Origin of the sequence: Methylocystis sp. MJC1 (assembly GCF_026427715.1) — a bacterium.
Lineage (GTDB): Bacteria > Pseudomonadota > Alphaproteobacteria > Rhizobiales > Beijerinckiaceae > Methylocystis.
Genome location: NZ_CP107558.1, coordinates 3,312,719 through 3,332,580, shown reverse-complemented (window position 1 = coordinate 3,332,580; position 19,862 = coordinate 3,312,719). Strand labels below are relative to the sequence as shown.

General features: G+C 61.4%; 22 protein-coding genes and 1 tRNA gene. 17 read left to right on the top strand and 6 right to left on the bottom strand.

The features are described from left to right. Nucleotides 1–14: 14 nt before the first annotated feature. Nucleotides 15–1,022 (bottom strand): complex I NDUFA9 subunit family protein, encoded by a 1,008-nt coding sequence (locus OGR47_RS15985; RefSeq protein ID WP_165055781.1) that lies wholly within the window; start codon nt 1,020–1,022, stop codon nt 15–17. Nucleotides 1,023–1,223: 201 nt separating this feature from the next. Here OGR47_RS15985 and OGR47_RS15980 point away from each other — a divergent pair. After that, a tRNA-Leu gene (locus OGR47_RS15980) sits at nt 1,224–1,308 on the top strand. 91 nt (nt 1,309–1,399) lie between these two features. Here the strand turns inward: OGR47_RS15980 and OGR47_RS15975 are convergent. From OGR47_RS15975 to OGR47_RS15965, 3 genes are all read right to left on the bottom strand, one after another. Then, nucleotides 1,400–1,966 carry a DUF3280 domain-containing protein gene (locus OGR47_RS15975; RefSeq protein WP_246729864.1) on the bottom strand — a complete coding sequence of 189 codons (567 nt, stop codon included), beginning with the start codon at nt 1,964–1,966 and terminating at the stop codon, nt 1,400–1,402. Between the two features lie 115 nt (nt 1,967–2,081). Beyond that, nucleotides 2,082–2,735 (bottom strand): response regulator transcription factor, encoded by a 654-nt coding sequence (locus OGR47_RS15970; protein ID WP_165055780.1) that lies wholly within the window; start codon nt 2,733–2,735, stop codon nt 2,082–2,084. A 168-nt stretch (nt 2,736–2,903) separates the two neighbouring features. Beyond that, complete coding sequence (locus tag OGR47_RS15965; protein ID WP_165055779.1) at nt 2,904–3,410, bottom strand: GlcG/HbpS family heme-binding protein; 507 nt, start codon at nt 3,408–3,410, stop codon at nt 2,904–2,906. A 201-nt stretch (nt 3,411–3,611) separates the two neighbouring features. On the opposite strand from OGR47_RS15965, the gene OGR47_RS15960 reads away from it, so the two are divergent. The 16 genes from OGR47_RS15960 (at nt 3,612) to OGR47_RS15885 (ending at nt 18,966) form a co-directional block, all read left to right on the top strand. Then, nucleotides 3,612–4,229 carry a helix-turn-helix domain-containing protein gene (locus tag OGR47_RS15960; protein WP_165055778.1) on the top strand — a complete coding sequence of 206 codons (618 nt, stop codon included), beginning with the start codon at nt 3,612–3,614 and terminating at the stop codon, nt 4,227–4,229. A 405-nt stretch (nt 4,230–4,634) separates the two neighbouring features. Next, a complete protein-coding gene (locus OGR47_RS15955) occupies nt 4,635–6,986 on the top strand; it encodes a DUF1549 and DUF1553 domain-containing protein (protein WP_165055777.1) in 2,352 nt (783 codons plus the stop codon). A gap of 21 nt (nt 6,987–7,007) precedes the next feature. Next, the gene (locus tag OGR47_RS15950; RefSeq protein WP_206527503.1) at nt 7,008–8,462 is read left to right on the top strand and encodes a DUF1501 domain-containing protein; all 1,455 of its coding nucleotides are present in this window, start codon (nt 7,008–7,010) and stop codon (nt 8,460–8,462) included. 10 nt (nt 8,463–8,472) lie between these two features. Further along, nucleotides 8,473–8,817, top strand: a complete 345-nt coding sequence (locus tag OGR47_RS15945) for a cupredoxin domain-containing protein (RefSeq protein WP_165055776.1) — start codon at nt 8,473–8,475, stop codon at nt 8,815–8,817. Continuing rightward, nucleotides 8,814–9,227 carry a hypothetical protein gene (locus tag OGR47_RS15940; RefSeq protein ID WP_165055775.1) on the top strand — a complete coding sequence of 138 codons (414 nt, stop codon included), beginning with the start codon at nt 8,814–8,816 and terminating at the stop codon, nt 9,225–9,227. The genes OGR47_RS15945 and OGR47_RS15940 overlap by 4 nt, the downstream gene beginning before the upstream one ends. Nucleotides 9,228–9,255: 28 nt before the next feature. Continuing rightward, the gene (locus tag OGR47_RS15935) at nt 9,256–10,146 is read left to right on the top strand and encodes a dienelactone hydrolase family protein (protein WP_165055774.1); all 891 of its coding nucleotides are present in this window, start codon (nt 9,256–9,258) and stop codon (nt 10,144–10,146) included. Nucleotides 10,147–10,170: 24 nt separating this feature from the next. Continuing rightward, nucleotides 10,171–10,707 (top strand): rhodanese-like domain-containing protein, encoded by a 537-nt coding sequence (locus tag OGR47_RS15930; protein WP_165055772.1) that lies wholly within the window; start codon nt 10,171–10,173, stop codon nt 10,705–10,707. Nucleotides 10,708–10,724: 17 nt separating this feature from the next. Next, nucleotides 10,725–11,279 carry a peroxiredoxin gene (locus tag OGR47_RS15925; protein ID WP_165055771.1) on the top strand — a complete coding sequence of 185 codons (555 nt, stop codon included), beginning with the start codon at nt 10,725–10,727 and terminating at the stop codon, nt 11,277–11,279. Between the two features lie 49 nt (nt 11,280–11,328). Beyond that, nucleotides 11,329–11,823, top strand: coding sequence for a c-type cytochrome (locus OGR47_RS15920; RefSeq protein ID WP_165055769.1), 495 nt, complete (start codon nt 11,329–11,331; stop codon nt 11,821–11,823). A gap of 24 nt (nt 11,824–11,847) precedes the next feature. Continuing rightward, complete coding sequence (locus OGR47_RS15915; RefSeq protein ID WP_165055767.1) at nt 11,848–12,594, top strand: cytochrome b/b6 domain-containing protein; 747 nt, start codon at nt 11,848–11,850, stop codon at nt 12,592–12,594. Nucleotides 12,595–12,854: 260 nt separating this feature from the next. Next, nucleotides 12,855–15,326: a TonB-dependent receptor gene (locus OGR47_RS15910; protein WP_246729863.1), complete on the top strand. Its 2,472-nt coding sequence runs from the start codon at nt 12,855–12,857 to the stop codon at nt 15,324–15,326. 39 nt (nt 15,327–15,365) lie between these two features. Then, nucleotides 15,366–16,109, top strand: coding sequence for an outer membrane protein (locus OGR47_RS15905; RefSeq protein WP_165055765.1), 744 nt, complete (start codon nt 15,366–15,368; stop codon nt 16,107–16,109). Between the two features lie 185 nt (nt 16,110–16,294). Beyond that, on the top strand, nt 16,295–17,068 hold the full coding sequence (locus OGR47_RS15900; RefSeq protein WP_206527502.1) for a hypothetical protein: 774 nt from the start codon (nt 16,295–16,297) through the stop codon (nt 17,066–17,068). A 24-nt stretch (nt 17,069–17,092) separates the two neighbouring features. After that, on the top strand, nt 17,093–17,836 hold the full coding sequence (locus OGR47_RS15895; RefSeq protein ID WP_165055763.1) for a MotA/TolQ/ExbB proton channel family protein: 744 nt from the start codon (nt 17,093–17,095) through the stop codon (nt 17,834–17,836). After that, the gene (tolR, locus tag OGR47_RS15890; RefSeq protein WP_165055761.1) at nt 17,817–18,272 is read left to right on the top strand and encodes a protein TolR; all 456 of its coding nucleotides are present in this window, start codon (nt 17,817–17,819) and stop codon (nt 18,270–18,272) included. Before OGR47_RS15895 ends, tolR begins: the two co-directional genes overlap by 20 nt. 259 nt (nt 18,273–18,531) lie before the next feature. Continuing rightward, nucleotides 18,532–18,966 (top strand): RrF2 family transcriptional regulator, encoded by a 435-nt coding sequence (locus tag OGR47_RS15885; protein ID WP_165055759.1) that lies wholly within the window; start codon nt 18,532–18,534, stop codon nt 18,964–18,966. A gap of 174 nt (nt 18,967–19,140) precedes the next feature. On the opposite strand, the gene OGR47_RS15880 is transcribed toward OGR47_RS15885, so the two are convergent. Both OGR47_RS15880 and OGR47_RS15875 read right to left on the bottom strand, forming a co-directional pair. Next, complete coding sequence (locus OGR47_RS15880) at nt 19,141–19,641, bottom strand: cupin domain-containing protein (protein ID WP_165055757.1); 501 nt, start codon at nt 19,639–19,641, stop codon at nt 19,141–19,143. Nucleotides 19,642–19,669: 28 nt separating this feature from the next. Next, nucleotides 19,670–19,846 carry a hypothetical protein gene (locus tag OGR47_RS15875; RefSeq protein ID WP_165055755.1) on the bottom strand — a complete coding sequence of 59 codons (177 nt, stop codon included), beginning with the start codon at nt 19,844–19,846 and terminating at the stop codon, nt 19,670–19,672. Nucleotides 19,847–19,862 lie beyond the last annotated feature (16 nt).

Here is a 19,862-nt window from a genome sequence, read left to right as displayed (position 1 = left end):
ACCGCGCCCGCGCCTTACGCCTCCAGGCGCTGCGCCTGGTACTGGCCGGTCTTGCGGTAGCGATAGAGATAGGTCGGGGCGATCGCCTCGAAGGACTGCGGTTCGACGCCGAGCCCCTGCAGCGTGCGGCCTTCCTTGATCGCCTCGGCGCTCACCACATTGTCGTGCTGCAGCAGCTCCACCTGATCGGCGGTCATGCGCAGCAGCGTCGGGAACAGCCCGAGCGACAATTTGGTGAAGAGGCTGGTGATCGAGGCGACGAGCTTGCCGGTTGCGAAGGAGAGCTTGGCGACATGCCGCTCGCGCTCGGTGACCTTCAGGACGAAGTCGATCAGCGCAGCGAAGCTCCGCACCTCCGGGCCGCCGAGCTCATAGACCGCTCCCGCCTTGGCGCGGCCGGCGATGGCGCCGGCGACCGCCTCGGCCACGTCGCCGACATAGACCGGCTGGAACCTCGTCTCCGCGCCGACGACCGGGATCGCCGGGAAATAGCGCGCCATGGTGGCGAAGCGGTTGAAGAACTGGTCCTCGATGCCGAAGATCACCGAGGGGCGGAGAATGACGGCGGTCGGAACCGCGGCATGCACCGCGGCTTCGCCAGCGGCCTTGCTGCGGGCATATTGCGAGGCCGAAGTGGCGTCCGCGCCGATCGCCGAAATATGCACGAGAGTGTCGATGCCGGCGGCCTTGGCGGCCTCGGCGATGGTCTTGGCGCCCTCGGCCTGCACCTTGGAGAATTTCTGGGCTCCGCTCTCGGCCAGAATGCCGACGAGATTCACCACCGCCGAAGCGCCGTGCAGCGCAGCCGCGACCGATTCGGGATGGCGGACATTGGCCTGCACCGCCATCACCTGGCCGACGCGGCCCTGTGGCTGCAGATGAAAGGCGAGGTCGGGGCGGCGGCAGGCGATGCGCACGCGCCAGCCGTCGCGCGCCAGCGCCCGCACGACATAGCGCCCGACGAAGCCCGAACCGCCAAATACCGTCACAACGCGTCCCGCGCCAACGTTCACGCCGCTCATCGCTTTCTTGCTCCGTTCGCCGCGCCGGCGTCGCCGGCTGGAAAATTCGTCGCCCGTGCTCTAGCGAAATTCGCAAGGGAAGGAAATGCGCCGCGAGGCGTTGGCCGCCCCGGCGACGCTCTTTTTCCGCTCCGTGGCGTATTTTCCCACAGAGCCGCATTGACAGACGCCATGCGGCGCCCCTAAGAGAGCGTCCCACGTGCCCAGGTGGCGGAATTGGTAGACGCGCTGGTTTCAGGTACCAGTGGTGAAAGCCGTGGAGGTTCGAGTCCTCTCCTGGGCACCATCTCTTCAAGGATCGTGCGGTAAGACGACAGGCGTTCGCCACCAATGCTGGCGGCGATTCTGCTCCCGTTGCGCGTTTGAATCAGGGGCCGTCAGCGCTCGTTCTTTCTGTTGGCGAGCTCCGGTTCCACGAGACTGTAGCGGATCAGAAATTTCAGCGCCCGGCTCCAGGATTCGTCGGTTTCGTTGCGCAAGTCAGTTTGCGAGACATTGACGAGCGCGCCGGTTTTGGCGTCGCGAATTCGAAACTCCAGATTTTGCTCCATGACGCTGATCTTGCGGAAGAAGCCGATGAACGACATGTCGGCTCCAAGCTCGCGGGCAGCGTCCGCTTCGCATCCGTTGCATTTTCGCAGCCAATGGTCTTTCGCCATCGGGTGACTCGAGCCGCTTGCGTCGATGATCTCGAACAGGCCGGAGCGGGCCAATAAGTCGCGCACCAAACGGTTCATGCGCTGGAGCCGTTCGGTCTCCGCGGGACTTTCGCCCGCGAGCGGGCCGCCGGCGCTGAAATCGTCCAGCTCCATATCGAATACGGCAAGCTTGATCGGGCGCGGGGTTTCGGCGCGCCCCACCGAGGGCGCGAGCAAGGCCCAATGAAACAAGCCAAAGGCGAAAATTCTGGCCAGCGAGGCCATTTTGAAAGCGCGGCTGCGCATCGGCGTCTCCTGAATAGGTGCAAAAACTTTGCGTTTGCGTCGCTATTCTAGGAGAGGGCCTTTGCCGCCGGCCTCGGCGTCCTTCCCGGCGCAGCCCGGGCAAAATTCCTGCGGCTCAAGACCTCACGTCGGCGTCGCCGACGAGCCCTGCGCCGATCGCCAGCCAGACGAGATGCGCATCGGTCTTGGCGCCGATCTTGGATTTGATCTGATAGTGATAATTCTGAACCGTCTTGCAACTGAGATTGAGCAGCGCGGCAATTTCTTCGCTCGTTCGTCCCGACGCCACGAGACGCAGGATTTCCGTTTCGCGCGGGCCGAGCTCGTCTGCGAGCGAGCGGCCTTCGGCGAGGCGCTCGGCGGCGATTTCGCGCGCAATGTCGTCGCTGAGGGCGCGCCCGCCATGGGCCACGGTCGACACGGCCCGCAACAGCTCGGCGGCGTCGCTGCTCTTGGTGATATAGCCGGCGGCGCCCGCTTCAAATGCCTTGAGCGCGAAAGCGGCGGCGCTATGCATGGTGAAAACGAGGATGCGCGCCTGCTTGTCCCATTGCCGGATATGGCGCACCGCCTCTATGCCGCCCGCGCCAGGGAGCGACAGATCCATGATGACGACATCGGGCGATGTTTCGCGATAGAGGCGATAGGCGGCGATGGCGTCCTCCGCTTCCGCGACCACCGAGAAGCCTGCGTGGCGCTCGAGGAGACGGCGATAGCCCTCCCGAACAACAGGATGGTCGTCGACGAGAAGAATTCTCACAGCGCTCATGTTCGGATCGCAGCACGAGGGAGAGGGCCCATTAGATCAGTAATTTGACCGGACGCAATATGAGCATCGCGCTTTTGGCCCGCGCGACTCGAGGTCGGGCAAATTGCCTAATTTTAGAGGACGCGCGTGCGCGGCCTCGTTTCCTTAAGAATAATGCATGGCCTCAAATTACTTCAGTTGATCCGAAACCTTGTCGATCGCCGCCTTGGCGCAGGCTTCGTCCTTCTCCCCTCCCGGGGCGCCCGATACGCCAACGGCGCCGATCACCGTATCGCCGGTCTTGATCGGCAGGGCGCCCTGGGCGGCGACAACATTGGCGAGATGCACCTGCCCCGATGTCGGATTGTCCTTCACGCGTTGCGCAAACTCGCCGGAGGGGATGCGGAAGGTGCGCGAGGTATAGGCCTTGCGGAGACTATTCTCGATGGTGTGAGGCGAGGTACTGTCGCCGCGAAGCGAGATCAGCGGCTGGCCTTCGAGACCGACGACGGTCACCGACACATGATAGCCCTGCTGCAAGCAAGAATCATAAGCGGTCTGGGCAATGCTCAAGGCGATGGGCGTCGAAAGCGCCTTGAGCGAGAGAAGCTCGGCGTGCGCCGGCTGCGCGAGGGACGCGCCAAGCGTTGTGGCGGTCGTCGCGGCGACGACGAGGTTGGCAAGACGGAACGTCATACATTCAGCTCCAAACTGAGGCCGACAGGGTCGGCGAGCATATTCATACTAGGATTATGTATTTTAATCCGTCAAGCAGCGGAGGAAAATCACGCAGGCTACGTCAAATCGCTTGTCGGTATGGGGGATTGAGGCCGCCAAAACGCCCTTGACCGCGGCTGGTCTAAGGACATAAATGCTTAGATGATAGGGTCTATAGAGATGGAAAAGCATTCCCCGAAGCGCGACGCCGCCGTGGAAAACACGCTTGCCGCGCTTGTCGCCGATCGTCTGAAGCAGCTCATCGCTCTCGAGGGGCGCTCGTTCGAGAGGCTCGCAAAGCTGAGCGGCATAGACCCTTCCGAGCTTCTGCGGATCGAAGCCGGCGCGGTGGCGCCGACGATCAACCACCTCTGGCGCATCGCCAACGCGCTGGGCGTGCCCTTCGGCCGTCTCGTCGCCTCGTCGGCGCGCCGCGGCGTCCAGGTTTTGCGCAACAACGCGCGCCAAAGCGTCACGTCGCAGGATGGGAAATTCAGCACGCGGCCTCTCTTTCCCTATGACGGGGCGCGCATGGCCGAATTCTACGAGATCGTGCTCGCGCCCCATCATTGCCAGCATGTCGAGGCGCATGCGCCCGGGACGAAGGAAAATCTGGTGGTCGCAAAGGGGACAATCGAGATCGCCGTGGGCCGCGAGAGCCCGCAGATTCTGCAGGAAGGCGACGCCATCGATTTCCTGGCGGACGTGCCGCACCTCTATCGAAATCTCGGCGCGGCCCCTGCGACGCTTTATCTAGTGATGTCCTATGAATTCTGCCCTTGCGACGGAGCGGTCTGAGGCGACTCTGCCAGTTTAAGTTCCGGTCGCACTTTCACACGAATGGGCTCGGTCGCTGCGTCGTTATTCCCGACACTCGCCAAGCGAAGGATCGGGAATCCCGGGCGAACACCAGCGCTATTTTTCCTCTAATTTCCCCGTAGGGCTTTCAGCCCGCCCGGAAAGAGACGCGACTCCCTTCAAGCGGACGCGATCTCATGTACCGGAGCTTCGCGTCTGCGCGAAGTGCTAGCTGAATCCGTAAGTTAGGCCGGAAAAACGGCTTCTCCTCCGCGCCGAAGAATCTGGATTTAAAACATACAATATAGGTAGACTTCATAGTTTAAGTGGGATAGCTTTCCTTCATTCGGGACCGCCCATCCCAAAAGCCAATCCGCAGAGAGCCATTGGATCGAGGCCGAAGAAATGAAGACGACAGCAAAAAAAGCCTACCTTGCGATGCTCATGAGCGTATCCATCGGCGCGCTCGCCGTCGCCGCCGAGGTGAAGCCGAATGAATCCGCCACGGCGACGCCCGACGCCCCGAAGGCCGCAAGCCCGTCGTCGAAGCCGCATTGGGCGTGGCAGCCGGTGCAGGCGCAGTTCCTTCCTAATGTGAAGCAGAAGGAGTGGGTGCGCTCGCCGCTCGACGCCTTTGTGCTCGCCAAAATCGAAGGCAAGAATCTTTCGCCGTCCAAGGACGCCGACCGCGCCACCTTCATCCGGCGCGCCACGCTCGACGCCTGGGGCATTGTGCCGACGCCTGAGGACGTCGACGCCTTTGTGAATGATTCCGCGCCCAACGCCTATGAGAAGCTCGTCGACCGTCTTCTCGCCTCGCCGCGCTACGGCGAGCGTCAGGCGCGCCTCTGGCTCGATCTCGCGCGTTATGCGGATTCGACCGGCTTCCAGAATGACAATACGCGGCCGAATTTGTTCCGCTACCGCGATTACGTCATCAAGGCGTTCAACGAGGACAAGCCTTATTCGAGCTTCATTCAGGAGCAGATCGCCGGCGACGAGATTGCGCCCAACGATCAGGACATCCTCGTCGCGACCGGTTTTCTTGCCGGCTATCCCGACAACAGCAATTCGCGCGACCTCGTCCAACGCAAGTATCAGATCTCCACGGATATCGTCGACACGATTGGCCAGGCCGTTCTCGGCACGACGGTCGGCTGCGCCCGTTGCCATAATCACAAGAGCGACAAGTTCACCCAGAAAGACTATTTCTCGCTGCAGGCCTTCTTCGCCAATACGGCCTTCCAAGAGAAGGCCCCCGCCAAGAAGGGCGAGCAGGAGCTCGCATACGAAAAGGCCCAGGCGATTTACGATGAGGCGACGAAGGATATTCGCGCCAGGCAGAAGGCCATCATCGACACGGTCTATGACGCTGCGCTCAAATATCACAAGGAGCGTTATCTCACCGACAGCCGCGACTCCATCTTCAAGCCGAAAGATCAATGGAACGCGCTCGACCGCTGGGTCAATCACCGTCTCAACGCGGTGACCGACCAGCCGCAGCTCGCCGCCTTCCTGCGTTACGCCGCCGAGGATAAATCGGCGCCCGAGCACAGCCCGGAGGCCGTGCAGAAGTTCGAGGAGTATCAGAAACTCCAGCGCGAGCTTCAAAAATTCGTGGACAAAAAGCCGTCGCGCGGCGCCAATACCTTCACGACGGCGACCGAGCTCGGCCATCCCGACGCCCCGCCAACCTATGTTTTCTTCGGCGGCAATCACGAAAGGCCGCTAGAGGAAGTACAGCCCGCTTTCCCCGAGGCGATGACGGGCGAGAAGCCCGACATCAAGCCGACGGAGACATCCTCCGGCCGTCGCACGGCTCTGGCGAACTGGCTGACGAGCGCGACGAACCCGCTCACCGCGCGCGTCTTCGTCAATCGCATCTGGAACCAGTATTTCGGCAAGGGCATTGTCGTGACGGTCTCGGACTTCGGCAAGGCGGGCGACAAGCCGACCAATCCGGAGCTGCTGGACTATCTCGCCGATCGTTTCGTGAAGGATGGCTGGAGCGTCAAAAAACTCCATCGCGACATCCTGCTCTCGTCGACTTATCGTCAATCCTCCGATTATCGCGAGGACGTCGCCAAGGTCGATCCGGAGAACAAGCTCCTCGCCGCCTTTCCGCGCAAGCGCCTCGAGGCCGAAGAGATTCGCGACTCGGTTCTCGTCGCCTCGGGCAGGCTGAATGAGGAGGTCGGCGGACCCAGCGTCTTCCCGCCGCTTCCCGCCAATGTCAGCGGCGGCAACAACTTCAACGCCGATCCCGCCTGGACGACGTCGAAAGATCCGAAGGACCATACGCGTCGCAGCCTCTATATCTTCACGCGCCGCAGTCTGCCCTATCCGCTGCTCGAAACCTTCGACATGGCGAATGCGCAGCAGATTCACAGCAAGCGAGATGTGACGACGACGCCGTTGCAGGCGCTGACGCTCTACAACAGCGATCAGTTCTTCCAATGGTCGCAGGCGCTCGCGGGACGCGTGATCAATGAAGCTGGTCCCGATGAAACCGCGCGCATCGACCGGCTCTATCAGATCCTCTTCTCGCGCAGGGCCACCGACTCCGAGAAGGAGGCGTTGCACGCCTTCCTTGACCAGCACCAGAAGACCATCGCGCAAAAGGCGGAAGACGGAAAGCTCGCCATCGCTCTGCCGATCGGCGCGAAGGAAAAGCCCGCCGATCCGTTGCGCGCCTCGGCCTTCGTCGACCTCGTGCACACGGTCATGAACTCCAACGATTTTGTCTATCGTTTCTGATCCTTCGAAAGGAACTTCGTCATGTTGATCAAGACCTCTCGTCGCGACTGGCTGCGCAGCGCCGCTTATGGTCTGGGTGGCTACGCCGTCAGCGGCATGATGCCGGGCGGCGGCTGGTTCGGCGTCCCCGACGCCAACGCCGCCAGTTTCGTCGACCCGCTGGCGCCGAAGGCCCCGCATTTCGAGCCGAAAGTGAAATCGGTCATCTGGCTTCACATGGACGGCGCGCCGTCGACGCTCGATCTCTTCGACTACAAGCCGGAGCTCGTGCGCCTCGCGGGGCAAGAAGTGCCGGAATCCTTCCTCAAGGGCATCAAGACCTCGACCCAGGGCGGCGTCGGCAAGCTCTTCGCCACCAACCGCAGCTGGAAGCAATATGGCCAGAGCGGCGCCTGGTTCTCAGACTGGGTCCCCAATATCGCGCAGCATGCCGATAAGCTTACCTTCATCAAATCCAGCGTCACCGTCGGCGCAACGCATGACATCTCGATCCTGAAGCTGAACACGGGCGATCTCTCGCCGGGCCGTCCGTCGCTCGGCGCCTGGGTCACCTATGCGCTCGGCTCCGCCAATCCCGATCTTCCGCCCTATGTCGTGCTTTACAGCGGCAAGCGCGAGCCGCGTGCGGGCTCCGTGAACTGGAGTTCCGGCTTCCTTCCGGCGATCTATCAGGGCACGGCCTTCCGTCCCGGCGCGCAACCCATCCTGCATCAGGCGCCGCCGGATCTCATCGGCTTGCAGCAGCAGCGCGAAAGCCTCGATCTGCTGAAGAAGCTCAACGATCTGCGCGGGGCCTCGCGTCCAGAGGACACCGAGCTCGAGGCGCGCACGCGCTCCTATGATCTCGCTTATCGCATGGAAGCGACGGCGCCGGAGGCTGTGGATCTCTCCAAGGAGACCGACGCCACCAAAGCGGCTTACGGCCTCAATGAAGACGCCACGAAGGACTATGGCACCGTGCTTCTGCGCGCGCGTCGCCTCGTCGAGCGCGGCGTGCGCTTCATCCAGGTTGTGTCGGGGCCGATCGAAGGCTCGGGCGTCGGCGACGACTCGAACTGGGACGCGCATCGCCAACTCGAAAAGAACCACAGCCTGCATGTCAGAGCAGTGGACAAGCCGATCGGCGCGCTCTTGGCCGATCTTGAGTCGCGCGGCCTGCTGGATCAGACGCTCGTCATCTGGACGTCGGAATTCGGCCGCACCTCCTATGGCCAGAGCGGCGACGGGCGCGACCATAATCCGTGGGGCTATACGCAATGGCTCGCTGGCGGCGGCCTGAAGCATGGCTTCACCTATGGCCAGACCGACGAGATTGGTTTGAAGACGGTTGAGAATCCGGTGGACACCTATGACGTCCACGCGACAGTGCTCCAGCTTCTCGGTCTCGATCACCTGAAGACGATCTACTTGCGCGCCGGCCGCGCCGAAAGGCCAACGGTCGTTTACGGCAAGGTCGTCAAAGACATCCTCACCTAGGCGTCGCTTTATGCTGCCAGGTCGCGGATTTTTTTTCCTCATCATGGGACTGGCGGTCGCCGCCAGTCCTTCCGCAGCCGGGGCGCAAGGCGCTCCGACAAAGATCGCTATCGAACATTATGCATTCGATCCGCCGACGATCAGCGTGAAAGCAGGAGACCGGATCGAATTCACCAACAACGACCAGATTCCGCATTCGGTTGTCCTCGAAGCGCCGAATGGCGAGACCTTTCGTTCCAGGGAACAGCTCGACGAGGGTGAGACCTTTGCGGTCGTGCTCTCGACCCCGGGTGATGCCGTTTATTTCTGCGACCTGCACTCGGGCATGAGAGGGAAAATCACGGTGGCAAAATGATCGAGTTTCTGAAAACCCTGCGCGTCGACCTTATGATTGCCTGCGTCGCTGTTCTCTTCAGCGCGCCTGTCATCGCGGCAATCGATCTGCGCGATTACGACAATGATTTGATGCGCGATCTGGAAAAGACGGTCAAATATTTCGAGCCCGACATCACTGCCAAGAACGCCGATGCGGCGAAAGAAGACGCGCAGGTGCTGCTCGACGGCTTCAAATATACCGAGTCCTATTTCAAGAAAAAGGACGCCGCCGATGCGGTCGAGATTTCGCGCAAAGGCGTGAAGCTGATTAGCGACGTGATCGCGAGCGTCGACGGCAACGACTTTGATGCGGCGGCCGCCGCTGCGCGCGGCGCCCCCGATCTCTGCAAATCCTGTCACGATATCTACAAGCCGCGCCTGGCGCGCTGAATTTTCACCCAACGCCAAAGGGAACAATATGACTCGCAAGACGGCAAAGGACTTCAGTCCCGAGGTCCTGAAGTCATTCGATCTTTACGTCCACGGCGACATCGATCGACGCGGTTTCCTCGACCGCGTCGGCAGGCTGGGCCTTGGAGCCGCTGGCGCAGCGGCGACGCTCGACGCTTTGAGCCCACGCTTCGCCGAAGCCGAACAGGTCAAGAAGGACGACTCCCGCATCGTGGGGCAGACGGTCGAATATCCTTCTCCGGAAGGCAACGGGACGGTGAAGGGCTATCTCGTAAAGCCGGCGAAATCTACGGGCAAGCTCCCTGTTGTTCTCGTCGTGCACGAGAACCGCGGGCTTAATCCGCACATCGAAGATATTGCGCGCCGCCTGGCGCTTGCCAATTTCATCGCCTTTGCGCCCGACGGGCTCGCGCCGCTCGGCGGCTACCCCGGCGATGAAGATAAAGCGCGTGAGCTCTTCCAAAAACTCGATCAGGAAAAGACCCGCAAGGATTTCATTGCAGCGGTTTCGGCGCTCAAGGAGCTGCCGGACGGCAATGGCAAGGTCGGCGTCGTAGGCTTCTGCTACGGCGGCGGCGTCTCCAATTTCCTGGCGACAAAAACTCCCTACCTTGCCGCGGCCGTGCCTTTCTACGGCGGACAGCCGAAGGCGGAGGACGTCAAGAACATCAAGGCGCCTCTGCTGCTCCATTACGCCGGCAATGACGATCGCATCAACGCTGGCTGGCCCGCATATGAGGCGGCGCTGAAAGACGCGAAGATCTCCTATGAGGCCTTCATCTATCCCGGCGTGCAGCACGGCTTCAACAATGACACGACGCCTCGCTACGACGAGGCTGCGGCGAAACTCGCCTGGGGACGCACCATCGATTTCTTCAACGCCCATCTGCGCGGCTGACAGAGCTTCCGAAGGAAACAAGTCATGAAGACACTGCTTTTTCTTGCTTCACTGTTGGCGGCAACCACGGCTTTGGCCGCGGATACTCCTCCAGCCCCAGCGGCCGCGTCGCAACCCGCAGCAGCGAGCCCTGCGCCTGTTACGCCCGCAAACGACCCTGCCTATACCTATAAGACGCTACGCCTCAACCGCGCGGCATTCGATTCCCTCGCTTCGCGCCCCGAGCAATTTCTTGTGCTCGATGTGCGCCGGCCCGATGAGCTTACGAAAGTGGGGGGCTTTCCTGTCTATCTCAGCATTCAGACCAAAGAAGTGCAGAATAGCCTCGCCTATATTCCCCGCGATCGCTTGATCGTCGTCGTTTCAAACCGCGCGCATCGCGCCGGCGCTGTGGGCGACCTCCTTTCGTCTTATGGGTTCCACGTTGTCGGCGCCATTGGCGTGCGCGATTACGAAGATGAGGGCGGCTCCCTCTTGAAGATCGCGCCGCCCGCGCAGAGCGCAGCCGCGCCCAGCGCCACGCAAACGGCTACGGCGGCACCCGCGCAACAGGCAAAATAGGAAAGAGGCTGGTCGAAATGAGCATCAAGAGCGTCATCATTTCGCTGTTTCTCGCCTTGTCGGCCAGCGCGGCCAACGCCTCGCTAAGGCCTGGCGACGCGGCGCCGGACTTCGCCGCGCAAGCGGCGATCGGCGGCAAGGATTTCAACTTCTCTCTCACGGAGGCGCTGAAGAAGGGGCCCGTCGTCCTCTACTTCTATCCAAAATCATTCACGCGCGGCTGCACGATCGAAGCGCATGAATTCGCCGAGAGCTACGACAGTTTTGCCGCTGCCGGCGCGTCTCTCATCGGCGTATCGAGCGACACGATCGAGACCCAGCGCGAGTTCTCGACGAAAGAGTGTCGCGACAAATTTCCCGTTGCGGCGGACCCGGCCTTCAAGGTGATCAACGCCTATGACGCCAAGCGCCTCAAGCCGAGCGCCTCGGGAGATACGGTCGCCGATCGAATCTCTTATGTGATCCTGCCCGACGGAAAAGTCGCTTTCTCGCTGACCGACTCCAACCCGAGCCGGCATGTCGAGAGCACGCTCGAGTTCGTTCGCAAATGGCGTGAAGAACACAAGCCATAAGCCGGCTGTTTCCACCACTGTTTCCCATCGCAAATGGAGTTCGTTGCATATGTCTCGTCTATCTCACCGCGCTGCGCCGCTCACGATCGCCGGCGTCGTTGCTCTCGTGAGCGTCGCCATTGTGGCTGGCGCTCAGGCGCAGAACGCGCCCGCGCCGGGCAAGCAGGCCGTCGAGAACCGCAAGGCCGGCTTCCTCTTGATCGGCAATAACTTCCGCTATTTCGGGGCTGTTTCGAAGGGCGCCGCCGCCTATGACGAAGCCGAGGCGACAAAACGCGCCGCGAGAATCGCTTTCCTCTCGACGATTGTCGAAGACGGTTTTCCCGAAGGCTCGAACCCTGGCGAGCCGGAATCCAAGGCCAAGGCCGACGTCTGGAGCAATCGCGCCGATTTCGACAAGAAGCTGAAAGATTTCCAGACGCACGCCCAGGCGCTCGTTGAAGTCAATGCGAAAGAGAAAGGCGCCACCGACGCTTTCAAGGCCGCCGTTGCGGCGCTCGCGGGAGACTGCAAGGGCTGCCACGAGACCTATAAGGCCAAATAAAACTCGAGCGGCGACGAGGCCAACATGACCACCATCGAAAATGACCGTCTCTCTTCTGTCGAGTCCTATAGCGAGACGCGAACTTATCGTAAGGTTTGGGACTGGCCGACACGGTTCTTCCATTGGAGCCTCGTCGCCGCCTTCATCGGCGCCTATGTGTCGAATAAGCTCGGCGCCGATTATTTCTCGCTGCATTTGTTTTTTGGCTACGCCGTCATCGTCTTGGTGACGTTCCGCATTGTTTGGGGCTTCATCGGCCCCAGACATGCGCGTTTCGCCAATTTTCTGAAAGGGCCGCGCGCGGTGTTGCACTATGTGAGCGCGGTTGGGAGCGGGCGGCATACCCGTTATGTGGGCCATAATCCGCTCGGCGCGTTGATGGTGCTGGCCCTGCTTGCGTCGCTCGGCGCACAGGCGGCCTTTGGCCTCTTCGGCGACGACGAAATATACAATGCCGGTCCGCTCGCGCCTTTTGTGAGCAAGGAGGCGAGCCTTCTACTGACGTCGCTTCATCGCAAGCTTTTCTATGTCCTTGTCGCAGCGGTTATCGTGCATGTCACCGCAGTCCTCGCGCATGTCGTCGTGATGCGGGAGCCGATTATTCGCGCCATGGTGACGGGACATAAACCGAGCCATTTGGTTCCGGCCGAGGAAACGCTGAGATCGTCTCGCGGGGCGGTCGCCTTTCTCCTTTTCATAGCGATCGTCGCGACGCTCGCGATCGGCCTTCACTTTGCGCCCTCGGCGCAGCTCGACGTTGCCGCTTTCTGACCTTTAACCACAGTCACAAACAAGGGATTAGCTAGGCAGGTTCTCTCGCGTTCTCCTGCGTGGCTGACATGGCCGCGATCCCTTCGAGGATCGCGGCCATATTTGCTTTAGCCAATGCTTTGTTGCCGTTTTGCAACATCCAGCGATATTGGCCGCGCGCCGGCGCAGAGAAGCGGCTGGCGAGCGATTGTCAGCTTGACCGCCTCAGAGAAGTATACTTAGTTAGTAGATATACTAATTAAAAACGGGTGGGTGTCACAATGCGCCGTAACGGCTCAGCGTTTCGTAAGATGCTTCTCTCCAGCGCCGCGCTGGCGCCGCTGTCACTTGGCGCCTTCGCAGCGCTCCTTCCCGCCGACGGCGCCCGAGCCGAGGATGCGCAAGTCGAGGAGGTAAAGGTCACGGCGCGCCAGCGCGAGGAAAAGGCGCAGGACGTGCCGCTGCCCGTTAGCGTGGTGGGCGCCAAGACGCAGGAGAGAGAGCGTCTCGAGCGCTTGCAGGACTTCGCTCAGAAAGTCCCGAATTTCGTGCCCTCGATCAACAATCCGCGCACTTCGGCCATGTCCATTCGCGGCATTTCCGGCATCTCCGGGGGCGCCGACGGGTCCGAGTCGGCGGTGGGCCTCATCGTCGATAATGTCTTTTATACCCACGTCGGCTTCCAATGGGCCGATTTCGTCGATCTCCAGTCGCTCGAGGTTGCGCGCGGCCCGCAAGGCACTCTGCTCGGCAAAAACACCACGGTCGGCGCCGTCGTCATCCGCACGCAATTGCCATCCTTCGCGCGCTCGGCGACGTCCGAAACGACCATCGGCGCCTATAATCGCGTGACGCAGAAGCTCAATATCACCGGTCCCATCATCGACGATAAGCTCGCTTATCGCGTGACGCTCTATTACGATCGGGGCGACGGCTGGATCAACAATCAGTTCAACAGCCAGAAGCTCCTGGACAACAATCGCTGGGGCATTCGCGGGCAGCTGCTCTATGTCGGCGAGAACTTTACCGACCGCCTGATTTTCGATCGGCTGCGCTCCGATGAATACAACAACTACAGTGGTGTCGCCGGAAACTCCTTCCCGCTATGGGCGAACGGCGCTCTGGCGAAGACCTATGCGCAAAACCTGTGGACGCGCCTGCACACGCCGATCCTCACGTTTAATCCCTACCAGCCTTATCTCACGCGACAGGGCAAGCTCGATCAGCGCACGACCGGCGTTTCGAACGAATTCAACTACACCCTTGGCGAGAATACGCTGACTGGCGTCTCCGCCTGGCGCCAATTCATTCTGCATCCCAACAACTCGACCGGCAACAATCTGACCGACATCAGCAGCAACGCCTTTGACGTGAAAGTCGATCAGTTCTCGCATGAAACGCGACTCGCTTCGCCGCAGGGCCAGGAATTCGAATGGACGATCGGCAATTATAATCTCTACGAACATGTCTGGTCGTATAACCACGTCGACTTCGGTTCACAGGCGAGCCAGTGGTTTGCAAATAACTTCAACGCCAACCCCTATAATCTCTGGGGCCTCTCCTATCGCAACGACGGCGTCGCGCGCACCTTCAGCACGGCGGCGTTCGGCCAAGGCACTTGGCACATCGACGAAAAATGGGCGCTGACGGCCGGGTTGCGCGACACTTACGAGATACGTGAAGGATCTGATTTCGGCTGGATTCAGGGTCTTTCCAGCCTGACGCAGCTCGCCGCAGTCAGGCAGGCGACCGGCGGCACGTCGTTCTTTGACACGGGCGGACAGCAGAAACGCGTCAATTCGATCTCGGGACTCATCAATCCCTCCTATCGCCTCAACGAAAACGTCATGACCTATGGCTCGGTGGCGCGCGGCGAAAAATCCGGCGCGGTCAACACCCAGGCCTTGCCGATTCTCAACAGCACAGGCGTTTTCCAGGCGTGGCAGCCCGTCATCACCAAGCCGGAAGTCTCATGGGACTATGAAATCGGCGTCAAGACAAACTGGTTCGACAACCGACTCATCCTCAACGCTAACGCCTATTGGAATGATATTTACAACTTCCAATCGGTGCTCGTGAATACGGACTACACCGACGTCTCCGGCGTGCCCATTCGCAAGAACTATCTCGGCAACATCGGCCATGTGCGTCTGCGCGGTTTCGAAATCGACGGCCGCTGGAGCCCGATCGATCGCCTATGGTTGACCTTCTCGGGCGCCTATACCAACGCCCAATATGTCGATTACCCCAAGGCGTCGCCGTCGCCGGAATTCCTGTGGCCGGTCTCGAGCAATATCGGCGGCGTGGCGGCGCCGGCCTATATGAGCCTCTCGGGACACAGCATCACCGGCGGCGTTTCGGGCAACAATCCTGTTGCGCCGTTCTCCTTCAACCTCGGCTTCAATCACGAATATCCGCTTGGCTCGATCTTCCGCGACGCCGGATACGCGGGGCCGGTGACGCTCTTCAGCTATTCCAATGCCGCCTGGCGGGCGCGGACGCAACTTTCCAATCCGCTTTCCGTCTATCCGCTGTTCATGCCGGCTTACGCGGTCTGGAACGCGGGCGTCGGTCTGAAGACCGACGACGACGTTTACAGCTTCAATCTCTGGGTCCGCAATCTCCTCAACGAGCGCATCATCGTCGCACAAACGATCGCTTCTACGGGCCTCACGCCGACGCCCTCCACCGTCACCTTCGACGCCTACAACCCGCGCACCTTCGGCGCGACTCTGCGCATCAAGCTCTATTGAGAAACGGCTTTGCGCTGCTACAAATTGAGGAGTGTTGGGATGAAAAAGAACATTGCTTCCTATCTGGTCCTTGCGACCGCTTCCGTGATCGCAACGGCGGCGACGGCGGCCGACCTTCCGAAAACCAAGGAGCCGCCGCCTCCGCCGCCGCCACCGGTCTTTAGCTGGCAGGGGGGCTATGCCGGCGTTTACGCGGGCGCGATTCTTGGAGAGGGAACGTTCACGCTCGTCAATCAGACTCCTTTGCGCGGCTCCGCTTTCGTGGGAGGCGGAACGATTGGTTATAATTGGCAGTGGACTGATAAGATCGTTCTGGGTGCCGAGGCCGACTTTGGCTATCGCGGGAGCATCCAGTCCGGCCGCGCTGGTTGGGGCTATCCGGGCAGGACGAACTCCGGCGTGCTCGGAACATTCCGCGGCCGAGTGGGCTACGCCTTCGCGCCGCGCTGGCTCGCTTTTATCAGCGCGGGTCTCGCTTTTGGAACGAACTTCGTCTCCAATAACTTCTCGAGCCTTCCGCCTTTCACCTATGGGCAGCTGAGCTCGGGGCCGACGCTGCGTCCCGGTTGGACCGCCGGCGCTGGCTTCGAATATGCCTGGAACGATCAAATTTCGGTCAAAGGCGAATATCTCTACGCTTGGCTCGCGGATACTGGCGTCGCCTACAACACAAACCGAGGCGTCTACAACGCCAATGTCTCGAGCGCCGGGCATGTGGTGCGCGCCGGCGTAAATTACCATTTCTCAGCGGGGCCGCTCGCGGCGCCGCCGATCGTCAAATAGATCGCGTGGATTTGATGGGATGATTGGGCTCGGGGCGTGTCCCGGGCCCTTTTCATTGGGCCGTTGTTTTTGCAGCCGTGGCAAGCCGAATCCGAAAAACTGTGCAACGCAAATATAACTCTATTGCGTCTATAGGAAATATACGCTAGTCATCTCCCTGTCTGGTTTTCATGAGAAAGGGCGACATGATGGCGACAGCCGCCGCGCCGAATTTCGATTCCGCCGACCCCGGCGATGATTTCCTCGCTGATCCGCATGGGGTGCAGGGGTTGCTTCAGCCCGGCGGACTACGGCCGAACTATCCCGCCCAGTTGGGCGCGGCCGCCCTTTACGCTCTTCTGCTCGGCGTGATCGTCACCCTGTCTTTCAAAACGGCGGAGGCGCCTGTCGAAGAGCAGCAAGTGATCGAGCTGGCGCCTGTGCCGGCCGAGGAGCCGCCCCCGCCGGAGGACACGCCGCCGCCTCCGGAAGAGCTCGTGCTTCCTGATGAGCCGCCGCCGCCCCCGCCGGTCATGGACCCGATTGCGCCGGTCGAGCCGCCCAAGCTGATCGAGAAGCCAGTCCAGAAGCCCAAGCTCGAAAAGCCTCCAGTGAAGCCCGCCACGAACGCCAAGCCGACCACGCCCCGCGCGCCGGCAGCGGCGAGGACAGATGCGCCCGCGGTACGCGCGCCCGCGGCGCCGGCCGGCGCCACGACCTCGGCGATCGCGAACCAGTTCCATGCTTGCATGCAACGCGCCGCCGCCAACGCCTATCCCGATTCGCAGGCGCCGCGCACCGCGCATATCGGCTACCGCGCGACGTTCAGCGCCACAGGATCGATGACTTCCTTCTCGATCACGCCCTCCGGCAACGGCGCCTTCGATGCAGTCGCCAACCGGCTCGGCGGCCGCTGCGGCTCCGCGGCCGCGCCCGGAAAACCGGTGTCGCTCTCCGGCTCCTTCACCTTCAGCCCGTGATCCTTGCAAACGAAAGGCAGATAAATGGCAGACCCCGTCACCAACACGGCCTCGGCGGCGCTGGCGCATACGCTGACGCCCATCGAGCTGTTCCTGCAAGCCGACGCCATCGTGAAGAGCGTCATCATCCTGCTCATTATCGCTTCCGCCTGGGGCTGGGCGGTGATTGCGGAAAAGCTCATTCGCCTGCGCATTCTGCATAAGCGCGCCGATAAGCTGATCGCCAGCATTCAGGGCGGCCTGCCGGTTGCGGCCGTTGCCGAGAGCTTTGCCGAGGCCTCCGAGGGCGATCCGCTCGTTCAGGTCTATCGGGCGATGGTCGATGAGCAGACGCGCTCGGCCGATCTCGTCTACACGGAGGCGCAGCGCGACTCGCTGCAAGACCGCGTTCACCGCGTCGCCCAGCTTGCGAGCTCCAGCGCGCTCGATCAGCTCCAGTCGCGGCTGCCGTTCCTCGCCACCATCGGCGCCGTGGCGCCCTTCGTCGGCCTCTTCGGCACGGTCTGGGGCATCATGAACTCGTTCCAGGGCATCGCAGCGTCCAACAACACCAGCCTCGCAGTCGTGGCGCCCGGCATCGCCGAAGCGCTCTTCGCGACGGCGCTGGGCCTCGTCGCCGCCATTCCCGCCGTCATCTTCTACAACCGCATCAGCGGCGACATCAGCGCCTATGGCAAGCGTCTGACTGCCTTCATAGGCGTCTTCGAGGTCGAACTATCCCGTCAGCTGTCAAAGAGAGGAGAGCGCAATGGCCTTCGCGTTGCGTAAGCACGATTCGGAATTCGACACGCCGCCCATCGCCGACATCAATGTCACGCCGCTCGTCGACGTCATGCTGGTGCTGCTCATCGTCTTCATGGTGGCGGCGCCTCTGATGACCTCTGGCGTGCCTGTCGATCTCCCCAAGACGGCGGCCAAGCAGCTCAACGACCAGCAGCCGCCGATCGTCATCAGCGTCGACGCCAATGGCTCCTATTTCGTCGACAAGAAAGAGGCGACCGGCGTCGAAGGCCTGCTCGCCGTGCTCAAGGAGAACAGCGACAACAACAAGGACCGGCGCATCCATCTGCGCGCCGACAAGGCGGTCGCCTATGGCAAGGTCGCCGAGGCAATGGGCGTGATCAACGCCGCCGGCTATGTGAAGGTCGCCCTCGTTTCCGAGGGCGGGGCATCGGGCGCCAAAGCCGCTTCGGCGGCGCAATAGGCGCGCGAAACGTCCCGGGTTCGGTCCTTCAGGCGCTTCGCCGTCCTCGAAGCGCCCACTTTCTCCCCGAGCCCGGGACGTCGTTTTTCTTCAAGTGCATTAGATGGCTGACAGGCGCAGGAAGGCCCATAGGCGCCGTCAAATTAGTTTCTTCTACTTTCCCCCGATGTTCCTATATGATAGCTAGCGTTCATTAGGCAGGTCCGCATCAGGGCCTCGCAAGCGCGCAGGCAGGCCGTTTCCGGCCTCGATAAGAAGAATGCTCTCGAATAAAGCGAAATACGGGCTTAAGGCGCTCATCCATCTCGCCAAGGCGGAGGATAAATGTTTGGCTGGCGACATAGCGACAGCCAATAACATCCCCCGAAAATTCCTGGACGCGATCCTGGTCGAGCTGCGCAACGCCGGCATCCTCAATAGCCGAAAGGGCAAGGGCGGCGGCTATCACCTGGCCCGGCCGGCGGAGAAGATCACCGTCGGCCAGATCATCCGGATCCTCGACGGGCCGCTCGCGCCGATCGCCTGCGCCAGCCGCACGGCCTATCAGCGCTGCGCCGACTGCCCCGACGAAGACGCCTGCGCGATCCGCGACATCATGCTGGACGTGCGCGATTCCATCGCGCTCATTCTCGATCGCACCAGCATCGCATCCCTGCGCAACCGCGGCAATCGAGAGTCGCAGATTTTGCGCTAACTCAAAAGTTATCGCTTGAACAGCTTGCGTTGGGGGTTGTCATTCCCGGCGGGCTGAAAGCCCGACCGGGAATCCAGAGCCACACACAAGCGCCGGTTCTGCTCTGGACTCCCGATCGCTCGCTTAAAAGCGAGCGTCGGGAATGACAGCGAGCCAATCAAAGCGAACCTCTTCTCACTTCGGTTTTGGCCAGTTGCTGTTTTGCGCGTCCGTCGCGCCGACTTGCGTCGTCGTCACCGGTCCGACGCCGATGATCTGCACGACGACTTCCTCCTCGCCGGCGCCGTCCCAATGTACGCCATTGGCCGGATGCAGCATGTAGGAGCCTTCCTTCAGGGGCACGGCGGCGTTGAAGTCGATCTTCTCGCCAACGCCCGTATACCAGACGCCCTTGATGACCGTGGCGTGCCGATCCTGCGAATGGAAATGCGGGTTGGAATGCGCGCCGGGCGGGAAGCGGTTGCGAACGACATAAATGCCCGGCTTGGAAGGATCGCCATAGATGATCGCTTGGGACGGCCCAGCGCCAAGAGGCGATTTGAACGGCGCCTGCTCGGGCAGAAGGCGGATGAAGCCGTTCTCCGCGCCCGCCCGGCTTGGAAGTGCGATCTCGAGCGCGCCAGCAAGGCCTATGACGAGACCCACGCCAATCGACGCGTTCAGTAATTTACTCATGTCCATTGCGCTCCCTGTTCGAGCGGGCTTACCGATTATCCGACAATATAACCGCAGCGCTTCTCGCATCCTCGGCGCGGTCGAACACAAGGGTTTCGAGTTCTCGAAAGGAGTCTTCGATCGCGTAGAAGCGGTAGCCCTCGGGTGCGTCCGCGACGACGCCGACGGGGTCGGCGCCGATCTTGATCAAATAGACGTGAAACATGGCTGGCCTCGCTCGA